Origin of the sequence: Actinomadura macra NBRC 14102, from assembly GCF_001552215.1 — a bacterium.
In the GTDB taxonomy this organism is placed as follows: Bacteria; Actinomycetota; Actinomycetes; order Streptosporangiales; family Streptosporangiaceae; genus Spirillospora; species Spirillospora macra.
This window is the reverse complement of the sequence record NZ_BCQT01000020.1, coordinates 91,161-107,178: the sequence shown is the minus strand read 5'-3', so window position 1 is coordinate 107,178 and position 16,018 is coordinate 91,161. Positions and strand designations below refer to the sequence as shown.

Below are 16,018 nucleotides of genomic sequence, written 5' to 3'. Positions count from 1 at the left end.
CGTCGCGGTTAGGGTTGCCGGTGAACGGGGAGATGCGCACGACGTCGCCGGTTTGGGGAGCGTGGACCATACGGCCTTGGCCAAGGTAGATGCCGACGTGGTGGAAGGTGGCCGGGCGGCTGGGTCCCGACTGCACAGCAAGGAGCTGACAGTACGACAAGACGTGGCGTCCGCATGGACAAGGAACCGCGCGAAGTCCGCCGCGAGTAGGCCAGTGCGCCCGGGCTGTCATTCCGGGTTTTCGTAGCGGACGTTCAGTTCCTCGTGCACGACGGTGATGTGGATGGTCGCGCCGTCCCGGACGTCCCCCGCGATGAGCGCGCGGCCGATGCGGGTCTCAATCTCGCGGGCGATGAAGCGGCGGAGCGGACGGGCGCCGTACACCGGGTCGAAGCCCTGCTCGGCGATCAGGCGCCGGGCGTCTTCGTCGATCATCAGGTGCATCTGCCGGTCGGCGAGCCGGGCGCGGAGGTCGTTGAACATCAGGTCGACGACCTGCTCGATCTGCGGCAGCGTGAGTGGCTTGAACAGGACGATGTCGTCGACCCGGTTGAGGAACTCGGGACGGAAGTGGCGGCGCAACTCGCCCATCACCCGCTCGCGGGCGTCCGGCTCGATGTCGCCCTCCGAGGTGACCCCCTGCAGTAGATGCTCCGATCCGATGTTGGACGTCATGATGATGACGGTGTTGCGGAAGTCGACGGTGCGGCCCTGCGCGTCGGTCAGGCGGCCGTCGTCGAGCACCTGGAGCAGCGTGTTGAAGACGTCGCCGTGCGCCTTCTCGATTTCGTCGAACAGGACGACCGAGTAGGGCTTGCGTCGGACGGTCTCGGTGAGCTGGCCGCCCTCCTCATATCCCACGTAGCCGGGGGGCGCGCCGACCAGCCGGCTGACGGTGTGACGCTCCTGGTATTCGCTCATGTCGATGCGGACCATGTTCTCCTCGGTGTCGAACAGGGCGGCGGCGAGGGTGCGGGCCAGCTCGGTCTTGCCGACGCCGGTGGGGCCGAGAAAGACGAACGAGCCGATGGGGCGGCGCGGGTCCTTGATGCCCGAGCGGGCGCGGATGATGGCATCGGACACCAGCTGGACGGCCTCGTCCTGCCCGACCACGCGCTCGTGCAGAACCTTGTCGAGCCTGAGCAGCTTGTCCCGCTCGCCCTCCTGCAGACGGCTCACCGGGATGCCCGTCCAGCGGGACACGATCGCCGCGATCTCCTCCTCGGTCACGACCTCGCGCAGCAGCCTGCCGCCGTTCTGCTTGTCGGTCAGCCGCTCCTCTTCGGCGCGCAGCCGCCGCTCCAGCTCCGGCAGCCGGCCGTGCCGCAGTTCCGCGGCACGGTTGAGGTCATAATCGCGCTCGGCCCGATCGGCCTCCTGCCCGACCTGTTCGATCTCCTGACGCAGCGCCTGCACCTTGCGAAGCGCCTGGCGCTCGGCCTCCCACTGGGCGCGCATGGAGTCGGCCTCGGCGTGCAGCTCGGCCAGTTCCCCCCGGAGTGTCTCCAGGCGGGCCTTACTCCCCGCATCTTCCTCCTTGGCCAGCGCGGCCTCCTCGATCTCCAGGCGCATGACGCGGCGGGTGAGTTCGTCCAGTGGCGCGGGCAGGGAGTCGATCTCGGTGCGCAGCATGGCGCACGCCTCGTCGACCAGGTCGATGGCCTTGTCCGGCAGGAACCGGTCGGAGATGTAGCGGTGGCTGAGCGTCACGGCGGCGACCAGGGCGGCGTCCTGGATCCTCACGCCGTGGAAGACCTCGAGGCGTTCGCGCAGACCGCGCAGGATGGAGACGGTGTCCTCCACCGTGGGCTCGTTGACCAGGACGGGCTGGAAGCGCCGCTCCAGGGCCGCGTCCTTCTCGACGTGCTTGCGGTACTCCTCCACCGTCGTGGCGCCGATCATGTGAAGTTCGCCGCGGGCGAGCATCGGCTTGAGCATGTTGCCGGCGTCCATGGCCCCTTCGGTGGCGCCCGCGCCGACGACGTTGTGGAGCTCGTCGACGAACAGCAGGATCCGGCCCTCGGCCGCCTTGACCTCGTTGAGCACGGCGGTGAGGCGTTCCTCGAACTCGCCTCGGTACTTGGCGCCCGCGACGAGCGAGCCCATGTCCAGATTGAAGATCGTCTTGTCGCGGAGGCCGTCGGGGACGTCGCCGTTGGTGATGCGCCGGGCGAGCCCTTCCACGATGGCGGTCTTGCCGACGCCGGGGTCGCCGATCAGCACCGGGTTGTTCTTGGACTTGCGGGACAGGATCTGGACGACACGGCGGATCTCGGTGTCCCGGCCGATAACGGGGTCGAGTTTGCCTGCCGCGGCGTCGGCGACCAGGTCCCGGCCGTACTTCTCCAGAGCCTCGTAGGCGACCTCGGGCATGGCGGACGTTACCCGCTGGTGACCGCGGATCCGGGTGAGGGCCTCCAGGAAGGAGTCCCTGGTGATGCCCTGACGGTCCAGCAGCCGACCCGACGCCGTCGCCGAGCCCTCCCCAAGCAGCGCGATGACCAGGTGCTCCACGGAGACATAGTCGTCCTTCAGCCGTTCGGCCTCTTGCTGGGCGGTGTCGAGCAGGCGGGAGAGCCTCTGGGTCACCAGAACCTTGCCTGGCTCGGTGCCCGGACCGCTCACGCTCGGGCGGTGTGCCAGCTCGGCCTCCAGCGCCTCGCGCAACCGTGCCGGATCGGCCTTCGCCTCGGTGAGCAGCCGCGGGACCAGTCCATCGGCCTGGTCGAGCAGGGCGAGCAGGAGGTGTTCGCCGTCCACTTCGACGTGCCCGAAGCGCAGGGCCTTGGTCTGGGCGTCGTGCAGGGCCTCCTGGGATTTCTGGGTCAGGCGGTTGGGATCCACGTTCGGCCTCCGGAGTGGTGTTGGGTGCGCAATTCCCGCTCGAGTTCGGCGATGCGGTCGAGTAGTTCGACCACGAGTGCCAGCGCGGCGTAGTTGAGGCAGAGTCCCGTCCGCAGGCGTTCGAGGCGCGCGTACGCGGCGACTTGCGCGGGCGGGAACCAGAGCCGGCCGGACGGGTCGCGTTCGGGATCGAGCAGGCCGAGACGCACCAGCCGGCGTGCCATCTCGGGATGGATTCCGGCGGCGTCGGCGAAGGTGTCCAGGTCCATCCGCCGGGGACGGGCCGGGATGATGGCGTAGACCGTGCCGGGTAGCAGATGTTCCATCACGATCTCCTCGGATCGAACGACGACGCCGAGGCGAGCTCCTCGAGGAGCCGGCGTTCCGTTTCGGACGGCTCGGAGGGAACCACGATGCGGACCTCGGCGAACAGGTCGCCCGGGGCACCGCGGGGGTTGGGCAGCCCGCGGCCGCGCAGTCGGAGCCGCCGCCCGCTGGACGTGCCGGGAGGCACCTTCACCTTGGCCTCGCCGCCGGGCGTCTGCAGCCCCGCCGTCGTGCCGAGAGCGGCCTCCCACGGAGTGAGTGGGAGGTCGGTGTACACGTCGCGCCCCTCGACGCGGTAGCGGGGATGTGGGGTGAGCCGCACCACCAGGTAGAGGTCTCCGGCGCTGTCGCCGCTCCCGCCCTGCCCGCCCAGCCGGATGCGCTGGCCGTCGGTCACACCGGCGGGCACGGTGACGTCCAGGGTGCGTGGGCCCTCTGGACGCTGGAGGGTGATGGTGCGTCTGGTCCCCTGGTACGCCTCCTCGACACTGACCTCGATCTCGGCCTCCTGGTCGGCGCCGCGCGACGGCGACCAGGCGGACCACTGGCCGCCGCCCCGCCGGCGGCCGCCGAAGATCCCACCGAACAGCTCCTCCAAGTCGATGTCCTCCCCGAACCCACCGGTGTAGACGCCGCCCGTGGTGGCGTAGGGACCGGCGCGGCCCCCGCCAGCGCCAGCGCCAGCGCCCGCACCCGCACGGGAGCGCGCCCACACATCCGGGTCGACGTCCTCCGGGACCCGCCGGAAGTCGGGCCCGAAGGCGTCATAGCGGCGGCGCTGTTCCGGATCGGACAGGATGGCGTAGGCCTCGGAGACGTCCTTGAACCTCTCCTCGGCTTCGGGGTCCTTGTTGATGTCGGGGTGATGGGCACGGGCGAGCTTGCGGTAGGCCCGCTGGATCTCGTCCTGGCCTGCGTCCCGGGAGACTCCGAGCGCCGCGTACGGATCTTGGACGGCCATCGGTCACCCGGCCTTGGCCGATACCGACACCAGCGCCGGACGCAACTGGTTCTCGTCGACGCCGTAACCTGGCTGGTGCACCTCGACCACTGTGCCGGGCGGAACGTCGGGGTCGGCGCGCACAGCGACCGCCTCGTGCCGGGCCGGGTCGAACGGGACCCCCAGGTCATCGCGGCGCGGGTAGCCGAGATCGCGCACAGTCGCCACGGCCCGGTCCCGGACGCTGCGCACGCCCTCGACGACGCTCGCCGGGTCGGACTCGGCGTGCTGGAGGGCGCGTTCGAGGTCGTCGAGAACCGGCAGCCATGCCGCGGTGACCTCGGCCCGCTGGGCACGGTGCTGCGTCTCAAGCTCGCGCGCCATCCGCTTGCGCAGGTTGTCGAGGTCGGCGCTCGCACGCCGCCACAGGTCCTCGAGTTCCTCGACCCGCGCCCTGAGCCGTTCGACCTCGCCGGAATCCTGGCCGGCCGCCTTGGCGGCCTCCTCCTGCTCGGGCCCCTGCGCGGCGCGCTCGGGCTGCTCGAGCGGCCGGTCCTGGTCGGCCGACTCCCAGGGCTGCTCAGTCCGTCGTGAATTCGGCGTCGATGACATCCTCGTCCGAGCCTTCCGTCGTGGCCCCAGCGGGACGCTCGCCCGCGCCCGCTGCGGTGGTTCCCAAGCCGTGCAGAATCTGCTGGAGTTCGGAGGTGAGCGTGCGCAGCCGGTCGAGCGGCGCCTCCTCCTTGATGGCCTGCCGGGCGTCCTCGATCAGCCCCTCGGCCCGCGCCTTCTCATGCACGGGCACCGCGTCACCGAGTTCGCCGAGCCGGTGTTCGACCTGGTAGATGGCCGAGTCCAGCTCGTTGCGCGCGTCGACCTGCGCGCGGAGCCGGGCGTCCTCCTGCCGGTTCTGCTCCGCATCGGCGATCATGCGCTCGACCTCGCTCTCGTCGAGGTTCGAGCTCTGGCTGATCGTGATGCGCTGTTCGGCGCCGGTGTCCTGGTCGCGCGCGGAAACGTTGAGGAGGCCGTTGGCGTCGATGTCGAACGTCACCTCGATCTGCGGTTCCCCGCGCGGCGCGGGGCGGATGTTCTCCAGCCGGAAGCGACCGAGCACCCGGTTGTCGGCGGCCCGTTCCCGTTCACCCTGTAGGACCACGATGTCGACCGCGTTCTGGTCATCCTCGGCGGTGCTGAACGTCTCGGTACGGCGGGCGGGGATGGTCGTGTTGCGCTCGATGATCTTGGTCATCACCCCGCCCATGGTCTCCACACCGAGCGACAGGGGCGTGACGTCGAGCAGCAGGACGTCCTTGACCTCGCCCTTGAGGACGCCCGCCTGGATCGCGGCGCCCAACGCTACGACCTCGTCGGGATTGACCGACATGTTGGGGTCCTTGCCGCCGGTCAGCCTGCGGATGAGGCTCTGCACGGCGGGGATCCGGGTGGACCCGCCGACCATGATGACCTCGTCGATGTCGTCGGCGGCGACCTTGGCATCGCTCATCGCCCGTTCCACCGGGCCGACGCAACGCTCGATCAGGTCTGTGGTGATCTGCTCGAACGTGGAGCGCATCAGCGAGGTGTTGAGGTGTTTGGGACCACTGGCGTCGGCCGTGACGAACGGAAGACTGATCTGTGTCTGCGACACCGTGGACAGTTCGACCTTGGCCTTCTCGGCGGCCTCGAACAGCCGCTGCAGGGCTTGGGGGTCCGTCCGAAGGTCGATCCCGTTCTCCCGCTGGAACTCATCGGCGAGGTGATCGACGATCCGGCGGTCGAAGTCGTCGCCACCGAGATGGCCGTCACCGGAGGTGGCGCGGACCTCCACCACGTCGTCGCCGATGTTCAGCAGGCTGACGTCGAACGTGCCGCCGCCCAGGTCGAACACCAGCACGGTCTCGTTGGCCTTCTTGTCGAGGCCGTAGGCCAGTGCCGCCGCCGTGGGCTCGTTGATGATGCGCAGGACTTCGAGCCCTGCGATCTTCCCTGCGTCGCTCGTGGCGTGCCGCTGGGCCTCATTGAAGTAGGCGGGCACCGTGATGACCGCCTCGGTGACCTTCTCGCCGAGCGATTTTCCGGCATCGTCCGCCAGCTTGCGCAGAACCAGCGCCGAGATCTCCTCCGGCGCGTACTGCTTGCCGCGCACATCGAAGCGGGCAGTCCCGTCAGGCCCTGCGACCACATCGGAGGAGACCGCGTCCTTCTCGGTCTCGATCTCTTCGTAGCGTCGTCCGATGAAGCGCTTCGCCGAACTGACGGTGCCCTTCGGGTTCAGGATCGCCTGCCGCCGGGCCAACTGCCCGACCAGCCTCTCCCCCTGTTCGGTGAAGGCCACCACGGACGGGGTCGTCCGTGATCCCTCCGCATTGGGGATGACCCGGGGCTCGCCGCCCTCGGTCACCGCGATGACCGAATTGGTCGTGCCCAGGTCTATGCCGACTGCTCTGGCCATCAGCTTCCCTCCGATGGTTCTCACGCGCATTCCGGTGAGATGGCGTGCACCGTTGCCGGAGATGGCAACGCCTTCGTGACCGACGCTGCGTCATCAGATGATTGGGCACATCCACCGACCGTGTAGGTCTGTGCGCGCTCCTCCTGGCGCGTCCCTGAACTCGCCGTGAACGGAAGGGCACCCGGGCAGGCGGGCTCACGGGGTCAGGCACCCCGACTGGCCCGAGCGCACGGCCTCGTCGCGCGGACCTGGTCCTACAAGATCTGACGATGTGACGCCCTCTCCGAGCGGGAAGGCTGGACGAACTGGACTTCCTTCCCCTCCTTTCAGGAGACGACAGGCGAGGTAACTGGCATGGCCGTGATAGGAATCAGCAGGTTCGAGCGCTTCTTCAAGGCGGCTGCGGGGCTCGATGTCGATAAGAACGATCTGCGGCGCTACCACGACTTCCTTGACGCAGAGCTGTACGACCTGCTTCTCATCGGACAGGCCAAGGCGAAGGCGAACGGGCGCGACATCATCGAGCCGTCCGACCTGCCGATCACGAAGGGCCTGCAGGAGAGCATCCACCAGTTCCGCCGGCTGGACCAGGAGATCGAGGTCGAACCGATCCTGGAGCTGCTGGCGAGGCGGCCGCCGCTGGATCTCGCGGTCCGCGACGCCACCGACGAGAAGCTCCCCGAGATCGCGGGCGGCCTTTCCTACGCGCTGTCACAAGCCTTCCGGATCATGTTCCCGGACCGGCGCAACCCACAGACCACGCAGTGGGAGCAGGTCCGGCGCATGTTCGACCTGCTGTTGTGACCCGGACTGCCGCTTTAACCGGCGCGCGGCAGACGGTCCGACTTTGTTCAATGTTGACCTGGCCCGCCCAAGAACAGGACAGCGGCGCGTTGACCGTCACGTATCGCCTGCGCGATCCGGGGCACGTTGCCTGTATGGACGGCAGGCCGCCGACACAAGGCACGACCTTCGGTCGCCAACGGGAACGAGCGAGCATCGACGAGTTGCTGACGCGCGTCGATGGTCCGAGGATCATGCTCGTCGAGGGGGAGGCGGGCAGCGGGCGGACCCGCCTGCTTGAGGAGGCCGCACGGAGGGCCGCTGACGAGGGTTTCGCGGTGGTGGTCGCGGACACGGCCCCCGAACTGCGCCGGCCCGCGGTCCTAGAGCGGTTGCTGTCGGTACTCGGCGAGCCCGGCCGGCATGCGCCCCCCACCGACGGACAGGACCGGCTGGCCGAGCGGCTGCGGGCCGCGCTCGAGCGGCGGGCCCGCGCCACCTCGTTGTTGGTCGTCCTGGACGATCTCGAATGGGCCGATCCCGCTACAGTCCTCGCGCTGCGGACGCTGCCGATCCAGCTCGCGTCGTCTCCGGTGTGCTGGATCCTCGCACGCCGCACCAGCTCCGGTGGCACCGACCTCGACCGGCTCTTCCTCCGGTTGCAGACGGGCGGTGCGGTCCTGCTCCAGCTTCGCCCACTGTCGGGTGAGGCCGTCTCCGACCTGGTCACCGCCGCTCTGGGGGCGCGCCCTGACTCCGGCCTGCGCGTGCTCGCGGACCGAGCGGGCGGCAATCCGCTGCTGCTTCTCGAGCTGATGAACGGACTGCTCGACGAGGGCGGGGTGGTGATCTCCCAGGGCTACGCCCGCCTGGTCACCTCCCGGCTGCCGGAGCGGGCCCGTATCGTCATCCAGGGCCGACTGGACGACCTGGATCCGGAGGCCCGGCGGCTTCTCGAGGTCGCGGCGATGCTGGGGCCCACGTTCCACCCCCTGGCAGCCGCCGATCTGCTTGGCATCTCCCCCTCCGGGCTGCTGCCCTCACTGGAGGCGATACTGGCGACCGGGTTGCTGACGGCGCGTGAGGAGGCTCTGGTGTTCCGGCACGACGTAGTGCGCGAATCGGTGATCACGAGTATTCCCGGTCCCGTCCGGCAGGCGCTGCACGTGCAGATCGGCAGGACCCTGCTAGAGCACGGCGGCCGGGTGAATGCCGCGTCGACCCACCTCATGGCCGGGGCGGTCCCAGGCGTCCCGGAGGTCCTTCAGAGCCTGGACGAGGCGAGCGCCGAGATGCTCGACACCTGCCCGGCGGCCGCCGCCGAGCTGACCCGCCGGGCGCTCGACCTCACCGAGCCCACCGACCCGCGGCGGTTCGCGCGCACGATGACGGCGATGCGGGCGCTGGTCGCCGCCGGTAACCTGATGGGAGCCGCAGAGCTCGCGGAGGCCGCGCTCGACCAATGCGCGTCCGGCCCGTCCACCGCCGAACTGCTGACCACGCTGTCCTTCGTCCTGGTGCCGATGGGCCAGGCGGCCAGGGCGTCGGACACGGCCAAGGTCGTGCTGGACATGCCGGATCTGCCGGACGAGGTGCGCGACCGCGCCGAACTCGCTCTCCTGCAGGCCGAGGCCGGACTGCAGGAGAGCGGGAACGTACTGGACCGGGCCAGAGCGATCGTCAAAGCGGGCGACGTGCCCGGCCGTGGTCTGGTGGCCGGGGCGCTCATCGTCCTTGCCTTGAACGGCTGGGACGAGGGCGACCTGATCGGCGCGCTCGAGTTCACGCGGACCGGTGTGCGGCAGGCGTTCGACGACGGCGTGCATGAGTGCCGCCTCCACCCCGGTCTGATCCTGGCCTCTTTCCTGGTGGACGTCAGGCTCATGGACGAGGCACGGCAGGCGATGGTGCTGGGGACCGGCGGGGCCGACGGGATCGGACGGGACGGCTGGGCGGCCGGACCGGCGATCGTGCGATCACGCATCGACCTCGCGGAGGGACGTCCGGAGGAGGCGATCCGCGGGGCGAGGGCGGCGCTGGAGGCGGCCGACGCGGTCGGGGCGCACCTTCTCGGCGCCTGCGCCCGGTCCGCGCTGGCCCTCGCGGCGCTGCGCTCCGGCGATCTCGAGACGGCCACCGAGCACAGCCTCGGCGACGCGGGCGGCTCGGCACCACCGCCCTTCGACCTGACCCGAAGTGAGCTGGTCCGGGCGCAGGTGACCGAGGCGTGCGACGGGCCGCGGGCCGCCCTGCCCGGATTGAGCCGGCTCCTCGACGGCCTGGCGGCGCACAATCGGGCGCTGACCTGCGATCCGACGGCGGCGGCCTGGCTGGTCCGGACGGCGGTCGCGGCGGATGAGACCAGATCGGCCGAGGAGGTCGTCGCGGCGGCCGACCGGCTTGCCGACATGAACCCGGGACTGCCCAGCCTGGCCGCCTCCGCCGAGCACGCCCGCGGGCTGTTGCGTGGCGATCCGGACCTCCTGCGAAACGCGGCCGCCGTGCACGCGGACCACTGGGCGCGCGCCTCCGCCTACGAGGACCTTGGCATCCTGCTGGGCGGGGTGGGCGACGCGCGCGGCCGGACGATCCGGTTTTTCGACGAGGCGCTCTCCAGTTACGCGGCGGCCGGGGCCGAGCGCGACGCCGCCCGGATCCGGGGGCGTCTGCGGCGGATGGGGGAACGCCGGCGGCACTGGAACCACCGCGACCGGCCCGCGACCGGCTGGGACAGCCTCACCGGGACCGAGCAGAGGATTTCCGGGCTCGTCGCCCGGGGACTCACCAACCAGCGTATCGCCGATCAGTTGTCCGTCAGCGTTCACACCGTCGCGTTCCACCTGCGGCAAGTCTTCCGCAAACTCGACATCCGCTCGCGCGTCGAACTGGCGCGGCAGGCCATCGAACAATCCGACGACCCACCAGACGTGCATTCCACGAAGAGCCCCGACGGCGCGTGAGCCAGTCCACGGCACGCTTCTCTCGGCCAGCTCACCGATCGCTTCGGACGCAAGAAGCTTCCTCAGTACGGGTAGCCGCCGCCGCTGAGCACCCTCGAGGTGGCCGGGCGGTGTCGCCGGAGAATGGGTTCCGCTTGTACATTCCCTACCTTCGTCTTCGGCTGGGCAGGCCTCTTCAGGGAAGGCCGCGATCATGGGTCCGGAATCCCTGTTCATCGCTGGCCTAGCCATCACGGCCGTGGTACTGCTCTCCCGGACCCTGGCCGCGCGTATAGGAGTGCCCGACGCCATCCTCCTCGTCGTGCTCGGGGCAGCGGCAGCGTTCCTGCCTGGGATGCCCGAGATCGAGCCGCCACCGGACGTGGTGCTTCTGGGCTTCCTGCCCCCGCTCGTCTACTACGCCGCCTTCTTCAGCGCCCCGCGCGAGGCGAAGGCGGACGCCGTTCCGATCACGGCGCTTGCGATCGGCCTGACGACGGTGACCACCTTCGCCGTTGCCGCGGTCCTGCGTTGGATCCTGCCCGACCTGGGATGGGCGGCGGCCATCGCCCTCGGTGCCGCCGTCGCCCCCACCGACCCCGTGGCCGCGATCTCGATCATGAAGCGGCTGAACGCGCCGGGCCGGATCGTGACCATCGTCGAAGGGGAGAACCTCATCAACGACGCCGTCGCGCTCACCGCCTTCGTGCTGGCCGTCGAGGCGCTGACGGCGCCCTTCAGCATCGGCCACGGCATCGCGCGGCTGGCCGAGGTGACCGCCGGCGGCGTCGCGTACGGCTTGGCGGTGGGTTTCATCGCGTCCCGCCTCCGCCGCCGGATCCGCGATCCCGGCAGCCAGATCGTCGTGTCCCTGCTGACGCCGTACCTCGCGTTCGTTCCGGCCGACGAACTCGGCTTCTCCGGGGTGCTCGCCACCGTCTGCGCGGGCTTCTATCTCGGCACCCGCGGAGAGGGCCTGCTCCAGCCGGCGTCCAGGCTGCCCGGGCAGCTGTTCTGGCAGGTGCTGGTCTTCCTCCTGGAGTCGGCGTTGTTCGTGCTGCTCGGCCTTGCGGCACGCGTCATCGTGCGCGACCTGACCGGCGCGGCATGGTCGTCGGCGATCCTCGGCGCGGCCGCCGTCACGGCCGTCGTCGTGGCCCTGCGGCTGGCCTGGACACAGCTCGTCTTCCCGCTCTCCCGGTACCTGCCCGGCAGGCACATCGCTTTCGACCACCTGCCCTGGCGCCACCGGCTCGTCATCGGCTGGAGCGGCATGCGGGGCGCGATCTCACTGGCGATCGTGCTCTCCCTTCCGGTGTCGGCGCCGGGCCTGCCACCGGAACGACGCGGCGAGCGGCTCTTCGTGATCGGCGCCGTCGTGTTCATCACCCTGATCGGGTGTGCGGCCCCGCTGCCCGGCCTCCTGAGGCGGCTCGGCCTGGCCGAGTCCGACCGTGCCCGGATCGAGTACCAGGAGACGCGGAAGGCCGTGGTGGAAGCCGCACTGGCGCGGCTCGACGAGATCATCGAGAGCGGCGGCGTCGACGATCGCACCGCCAGGACCTTCCGCCAGTTGTACGAGGAGCTCCTCAACCAGATCCGCACCGAATCCGGCGAGGACCTCGACGAGGAGGTCACCGACGTCCTCGGCCTCCGCCGCGAACTGGTGCGAACGCAGCGCGAGAAGCTGCGCCGGCTCTACTCCCAAGGAGAGATCAGTGCCGAGGTCCTGCGAGCCGTGGACCGGTGGCTCGATCTCGAGGACCCCGACATCCGGGAAGTCGGCTGACAGGGAGTCACGCGCGTCCCAGACCTGTCAACTCTGAGGATGTGCCACTCCGGCCGAACGGGCAAAGTCCCATTGAGGGAACGTCCAACGAGAGGATCAGAACATGGCACTGCCCAGCATCCGTCGTCCCGGAGACACGATGCTCACCCAGAGGCCGCGAGCGTTCGACCCCCTCTACGAGCAGATGGAACAGCTGGTCAACGCGGCCTTCGCCGGTACCGCTACGGAGATGCCCTGGGCGCCGGCGGCGGACGTGAGCGAGACCGAAGACGCCTACGTGATCGAGACCGAACTTCCCGGCCTGAAGAAGGACGAGATCGACGTATCGCTGCACGACCGGGAACTGACCATCACAGGGGAGGTCAAGGAAGGGGAGAGTCGTGGGCTGCGGCATCGCAAGCAGCGGCGCACCGGCCGGTTCGAGTACCGCGTGTACCTGCCCGGTGACATCGACGCCGAGCGGGTCGAGGCGAACCTCAGCGACGGCGTGCTCACCGTGACGGTCGCCAAGGCCACGACCGAGAAGGATCGCCACATCGAGGTCAAGGGCTGACCCCACACCGGGCAATCCCCCACACCCCCGGGAGGGGCCGATGATCGTCCGTTGCGAGCACTGCGGCACGAAGAACCGCGTGCCGTCCGCCGCCGACGGCGGTCCCGTCTGCGGCAATTGTCACCGGCCGCTCCCGTGGATCGCGGACGCCGGGGAGGAGGATTTCACCGAGGTCGCCGAACGCTCCTCGGTCCCGGTCATCGTCGATCTGTGGGCGACATGGTGCGCGCCGTGCCGCACGGTCAGCCCGGTACTGGAGCGCATCGCCCACGAGATGGCCGGGCGGCTGAAGGTCGTGAAGATCGACATCGACCGGGCGCCGAAGATCCAGGAGCGCTTCGCCGTGCGTGCCGTTCCCACACTGCTGCTGATGCGTGACGGGAAGCTGATCGACCGGAGAGCGGGCGCCCTACCCCCCGGTCCGCTCCGAACCTGGGTGAGGGAAGCCATTGAAAGAGACACCTGATCTGTACGGCGCCTACCCCCGACTCGACCGGGAGCAGATCGGACTGGTCGCGGCATATGGGGAACGACGTCTGACCCGCGGCGGCGACGTCCTCTTCTCGGACGGGGACCGCGACTACGACTTCTTCCTGCTCGTGGCCGGGACGGTGGCGATGCTCGACAAGGGCGAAGTCATTCGCATGCACGGGTCCGGACGCTTCCTCGGCGAGCTCGGCCTGCTGACCGGTCAGCCCGCGTTCGTCACCGCCCGCGTCGAGGAGCCCGGCGAGGTGATCGCGGTGCCGCCGCGACGGCTGCGCGAGTTGGCCGGCCGGGAACCCTGGTTCGGCGACCTCGTCCTGCGCGCGTTCCTCATCCGCCGCTCCCTGCTCATCGAGCAGGGCGCCGGGCTGCGGATCATCGGCTCGCGGTTCTCTCCCCGCTCCCGGCGACTGCGCGACTTCGCCGTGCGCAACCGGCTGCCGCACCGATGGATCGACGTCGAGGATGACAAGGACGCCGAATCGCTGCTCAGGGAGCTCGGAGTCCCGGTGTCGCAGACACCCGTCGTGATCCTGTCCGGTGAGCGGGTGCTCCGCAATCCGGGAGATGACGAACTCCCCCGGCTGCTCGGGCCGCCGCCACCGGCACCGGCCTCCTCGGCACACGACATGCTCGTCATCGGCGCGGGCCCAGCCGGGCTGGCCGCGGCCGTGTACGGCTCCTCGGAGGGCCTGGACACGATGGTCGTCGATGCCATCGCCACCGGTGGACAGGCCGGCACGTCGTCCAAGATCGAGAACTACCTCGGTTTCCCCACCGGCATCTCGGGCACGGAGCTGGCCGAACGAGCGGTCATCCAGGCCGGGAAATTCGGAGCGAAGCTCCGCGTGCCCGGCGACGCCATGGCGTTGCGGGCGGGCAACGGCCGGTACATCGTCGACCTCGGCGGAGGCGGGCAGCTGTCCGGCCGTACGGTCGTCATCGCGACTGGCGCCCGCTATCGCCGACTGGACGTCCCGCACCTGGACGACTTCGACGGCGCCGGCGTGTACTTCGCGGCGACCCAGGTCGAGGCGCTGCAGTGCCGGCACGTGCCGGTGGCTATCGTCGGGGGCGGCAACTCGGCTGGTCAGGCGGCCGTGTTCCTGGCCCGGTACGCCTCCCGTGTGTTGCTCTTCGTCCGGGGCGCGGAGCTCGGCGAGAACATGTCACGCTACCTCGTCGATCGGATCGAGCATTGCCCCGCAATCGACGTCTTCCTGCGCACCGAGATCCGTGAAGTGCACGGTCACGATCTCTTGGAGGAAGTCGTTACAGAGAACAAGCGGACCGGTGAAATCCGCCGCTTCAAGGTGCGCGCATTGTTCGTCTTCATCGGAGCCGACCCCTGCGTCGCCTGGTTGTCCGGCACGGTCGACCTCGACGACAAGGGATACGTGCGCACCGGCGGCCCGCAGGCCCTGCCGTTGGAGACCAGCCTGCCCGGCGTGCTGGCCGCCGGCGACGTGCGGAGCGGCTCGATCAAGCGGGTCGCCTCGGCAGTGGGAGAGGGCGCGATGGCCGTCCGCCTGGCGTTCGAGCGCCTGAACCGGTGACCGGCCGTCGGGAGTGAGATGAGCGGTGGTCGCGGCACTGCTGTCGAGCCTGGACAGCGCCAGCTAGGCCCTCGGCCTGGCAGCTCTCTCCACGATCAGCGCCCAGACCAAGAGGCTGCGCACTCGCACCGCCCTGCTGGAGGCGGCCGTGGCCCTGTTCGATGTGCTGCCTGACGGCGGCTATGGGCGGGTTTCCGCTCTTGATCGCGCGGCTGCCGCCTCGATCAGCCAGTTCAGGACTGGCGCGTAGGCGGAGCCGATTAGGGAGTGCTTGGTCCTGAAGTGGTTGTAGGCGGTGGCGGCGCTCACGCCGGAGGCCGTGGCGATGTCCTCCACTTTGGCGGCGTGCCAGCCTCGTTCGGCGTCGGCGACCCAGGCGATCGTCCCGGTCTTCTCACGTAGCTCAAAACCATCCGGACCGCGCGTTCACGCAGCTCAGCGGAACACTTCCTTGGGTGCCATAGCCCCTCACCTTCCAGGGATCAGGGCCTGCACCCAACCCGCGGCGCTCCAGAGTCTCCGCAGCGGCAAACCAGGTTGTTATGCCCCTTCCCTACAGACGCGTGACCCCATCAGCGCGGCCGTCAACTCACCCAATCCGCACCCGCCGAACGGTACGTCGTCTGCACGGCTCACGACAGGCCGGCCTCTCCGGCGCCGCCCAGCACTGGACCGGACGTCTCGGCCTTGCCCTCCACCAGAACTCCCACGCATGCGCCGTGGCCGGCACGACCGACAGCCGGTGGCACAGCTTGCCGAGCGTCCGCAACACCGGGGACGGCCGGCAGTAGCCTGGTCAGGCTCCGGAGTGCGCTTCCTCTTCGTCGCGGAGATGTTCGAAGACCTCCAGGGAGACCTCAAGCCTGGCCAGCAGGCGGCCGAGTTGGAGGCGCTCGGGTCGGCTCAGAGCGGAGAGCATCCGCTCCTGGGCGCTGAAGTGGATCTCCACCACCCGGTCGATCAGCTCGTGCCCCTTCTTGGTCAGCTCGATGTAGACGATGCGCCGGTCGTTCTCGTCCTTGGTGCGCCGCACGAGCCCGGCGCTCACCAGCCGATCGATGCGCTGGGTCAGCCCGCCCGTGGTGATCAGCCCGATCTGCGCCAGCTCGCCGGCCGTGCGCCGGTAGGTCGGTCCGCTGCGGCGCAGGGACGCCAGGACGTCGAACGCGGCCGTGGTGAGGTTGTAGCGGCCCAGTACCTCCGACACCAGCGCCTGGTAGCGCAGATCGCAGCGGTGGAGGCGTCCCAGCACCCTGATGCTGCCCGTGTCGAGGTCGGGCCGCTCCCGGCCCCACTGCTCAACGATGAGGTCGACAAGGTCCGCGGACGGGTGCCGAGACGTCACA

At 69.7% G+C, this 16,018-nt stretch carries 13 protein-coding genes and 1 pseudogene; 6 read left to right on the top strand and 8 right to left on the bottom strand.

Going from position 1 to position 16,018, the window contains the following annotated elements; genetic code table 11:
• Positions 1-25: 25 nt before the first annotated feature.
• From AMA02S_RS45150 to dnaK, 6 genes and pseudogenes are all read right to left on the bottom strand, one after another.
• Positions 26-232 (bottom strand): annotated as a pseudogene (locus AMA02S_RS45150) (NlpC/P60 family protein); the annotation flags it as partial.
• A complete protein-coding gene (clpB, locus tag AMA02S_RS32140; RefSeq protein WP_067465999.1) occupies positions 229-2,844 on the bottom strand; it encodes an ATP-dependent chaperone ClpB in 2,616 nt (871 codons plus the stop codon). The gene clpB and the pseudogene AMA02S_RS45150, both read right to left, overlap by 4 nt.
• Positions 2,826-3,170, bottom strand: coding sequence for a chaperone modulator CbpM (locus tag AMA02S_RS32135; protein WP_067465996.1), 345 nt, complete (start codon positions 3,168-3,170; stop codon positions 2,826-2,828). Before AMA02S_RS32135 ends, clpB begins: the two co-directional genes overlap by 19 nt.
• Positions 3,170-4,132: a DnaJ C-terminal domain-containing protein gene (locus tag AMA02S_RS32130; protein ID WP_067465994.1), complete on the bottom strand. Its 963-nt coding sequence runs from the start codon at positions 4,130-4,132 to the stop codon at positions 3,170-3,172. Before AMA02S_RS32130 ends, AMA02S_RS32135 begins: the two co-directional genes overlap by 1 nt.
• A gap of 3 nt (positions 4,133-4,135) precedes the next feature.
• On the bottom strand, positions 4,136-4,723 hold the full coding sequence (locus AMA02S_RS32125; protein ID WP_067465992.1) for a nucleotide exchange factor GrpE: 588 nt from the start codon (positions 4,721-4,723) through the stop codon (positions 4,136-4,138).
• Positions 4,692-6,566, bottom strand: coding sequence for a molecular chaperone DnaK (dnaK, locus tag AMA02S_RS32120; protein WP_067465989.1), 1,875 nt, complete (start codon positions 6,564-6,566; stop codon positions 4,692-4,694). The genes AMA02S_RS32125 and dnaK overlap by 32 nt, the downstream gene beginning before the upstream one ends.
• A 354-nt stretch (positions 6,567-6,920) precedes the next feature.
• On the opposite strand from dnaK, the gene AMA02S_RS32115 reads away from it, so the two are divergent.
• The 6 genes from AMA02S_RS32115 (at position 6,921) to AMA02S_RS32090 (ending at position 14,672) form a co-directional block, all read left to right on the top strand.
• Positions 6,921-7,370, top strand: a complete 450-nt coding sequence (locus AMA02S_RS32115; RefSeq protein ID WP_067465986.1) for a DUF1931 family protein — start codon at positions 6,921-6,923, stop codon at positions 7,368-7,370.
• Between the two features lie 134 nt (positions 7,371-7,504).
• Positions 7,505-10,309, top strand: coding sequence for an AAA family ATPase (locus AMA02S_RS32110; RefSeq protein ID WP_169806928.1), 2,805 nt, complete (start codon positions 7,505-7,507; stop codon positions 10,307-10,309).
• A gap of 193 nt (positions 10,310-10,502) precedes the next feature.
• A complete protein-coding gene (locus AMA02S_RS32105; RefSeq protein ID WP_067465981.1) occupies positions 10,503-12,077 on the top strand; it encodes a Na+/H+ antiporter in 1,575 nt (524 codons plus the stop codon).
• 103 nt (positions 12,078-12,180) lie between these two features.
• Positions 12,181-12,630, top strand: coding sequence for an Hsp20/alpha crystallin family protein (locus tag AMA02S_RS32100; RefSeq protein ID WP_067465978.1), 450 nt, complete (start codon positions 12,181-12,183; stop codon positions 12,628-12,630).
• A gap of 40 nt (positions 12,631-12,670) precedes the next feature.
• Positions 12,671-13,096, top strand: coding sequence for a thioredoxin (gene trxA, locus AMA02S_RS32095; RefSeq protein ID WP_067465975.1), 426 nt, complete (start codon positions 12,671-12,673; stop codon positions 13,094-13,096).
• Positions 13,080-14,672, top strand: a complete 1,593-nt coding sequence (locus tag AMA02S_RS32090) for an FAD-dependent oxidoreductase (protein ID WP_067465973.1) — start codon at positions 13,080-13,082, stop codon at positions 14,670-14,672. The genes trxA and AMA02S_RS32090 overlap by 17 nt, the downstream gene beginning before the upstream one ends.
• A gap of 180 nt (positions 14,673-14,852) precedes the next feature.
• Here the strand turns inward: AMA02S_RS32090 and AMA02S_RS45145 are convergent, their stop codons facing one another.
• Positions 14,853-15,053 (bottom strand): helix-turn-helix domain-containing protein, encoded by a 201-nt coding sequence (locus AMA02S_RS45145; protein WP_084265822.1) that lies wholly within the window; start codon positions 15,051-15,053, stop codon positions 14,853-14,855.
• Positions 15,054-15,468: 415 nt separating this feature from the next.
• Complete coding sequence (locus AMA02S_RS32085; protein ID WP_084265821.1) at positions 15,469-16,017, bottom strand: MarR family winged helix-turn-helix transcriptional regulator; 549 nt, start codon at positions 16,015-16,017, stop codon at positions 15,469-15,471.
• Between the last annotated feature and the right edge of the window lies 1 nt (position 16,018).

Bases quoted from the DNA above. Each gene is read 5' to 3' on its own strand.
- trxA (WP_067465975.1), top strand. From the start codon at position 12,671: ATGATCGTCCGTTGCGAGCACTGCGGCACGAAGAACCGCGTGCCGTCC.
- AMA02S_RS32100 (WP_067465978.1), top strand. From the start codon at position 12,181: ATGGCACTGCCCAGCATCCGTCGTCCCGGAGACACGATGCTCACCCAG.
- AMA02S_RS32110 (WP_169806928.1), top strand. From the start codon at position 7,505: ATGGACGGCAGGCCGCCGACACAAGGCACGACCTTCGGTCGCCAACGG.
- AMA02S_RS32115 (WP_067465986.1), top strand. From the start codon at position 6,921: ATGGCCGTGATAGGAATCAGCAGGTTCGAGCGCTTCTTCAAGGCGGCT.
- AMA02S_RS32105 (WP_067465981.1), top strand. From the start codon at position 10,503: ATGGGTCCGGAATCCCTGTTCATCGCTGGCCTAGCCATCACGGCCGTG.
- dnaK (WP_067465989.1), bottom strand. From the start codon at position 6,566: ATGGCCAGAGCAGTCGGCATAGACCTGGGCACGACCAATTCGGTCATC.
- AMA02S_RS32130 (WP_067465994.1), bottom strand. From the start codon at position 4,132: ATGGCCGTCCAAGATCCGTACGCGGCGCTCGGAGTCTCCCGGGACGCA.
- AMA02S_RS32125 (WP_067465992.1), bottom strand. From the start codon at position 4,723: ATGTCATCGACGCCGAATTCACGACGGACTGAGCAGCCCTGGGAGTCG.
- AMA02S_RS32135 (WP_067465996.1), bottom strand. From the start codon at position 3,170: ATGGAACATCTGCTACCCGGCACGGTCTACGCCATCATCCCGGCCCGT.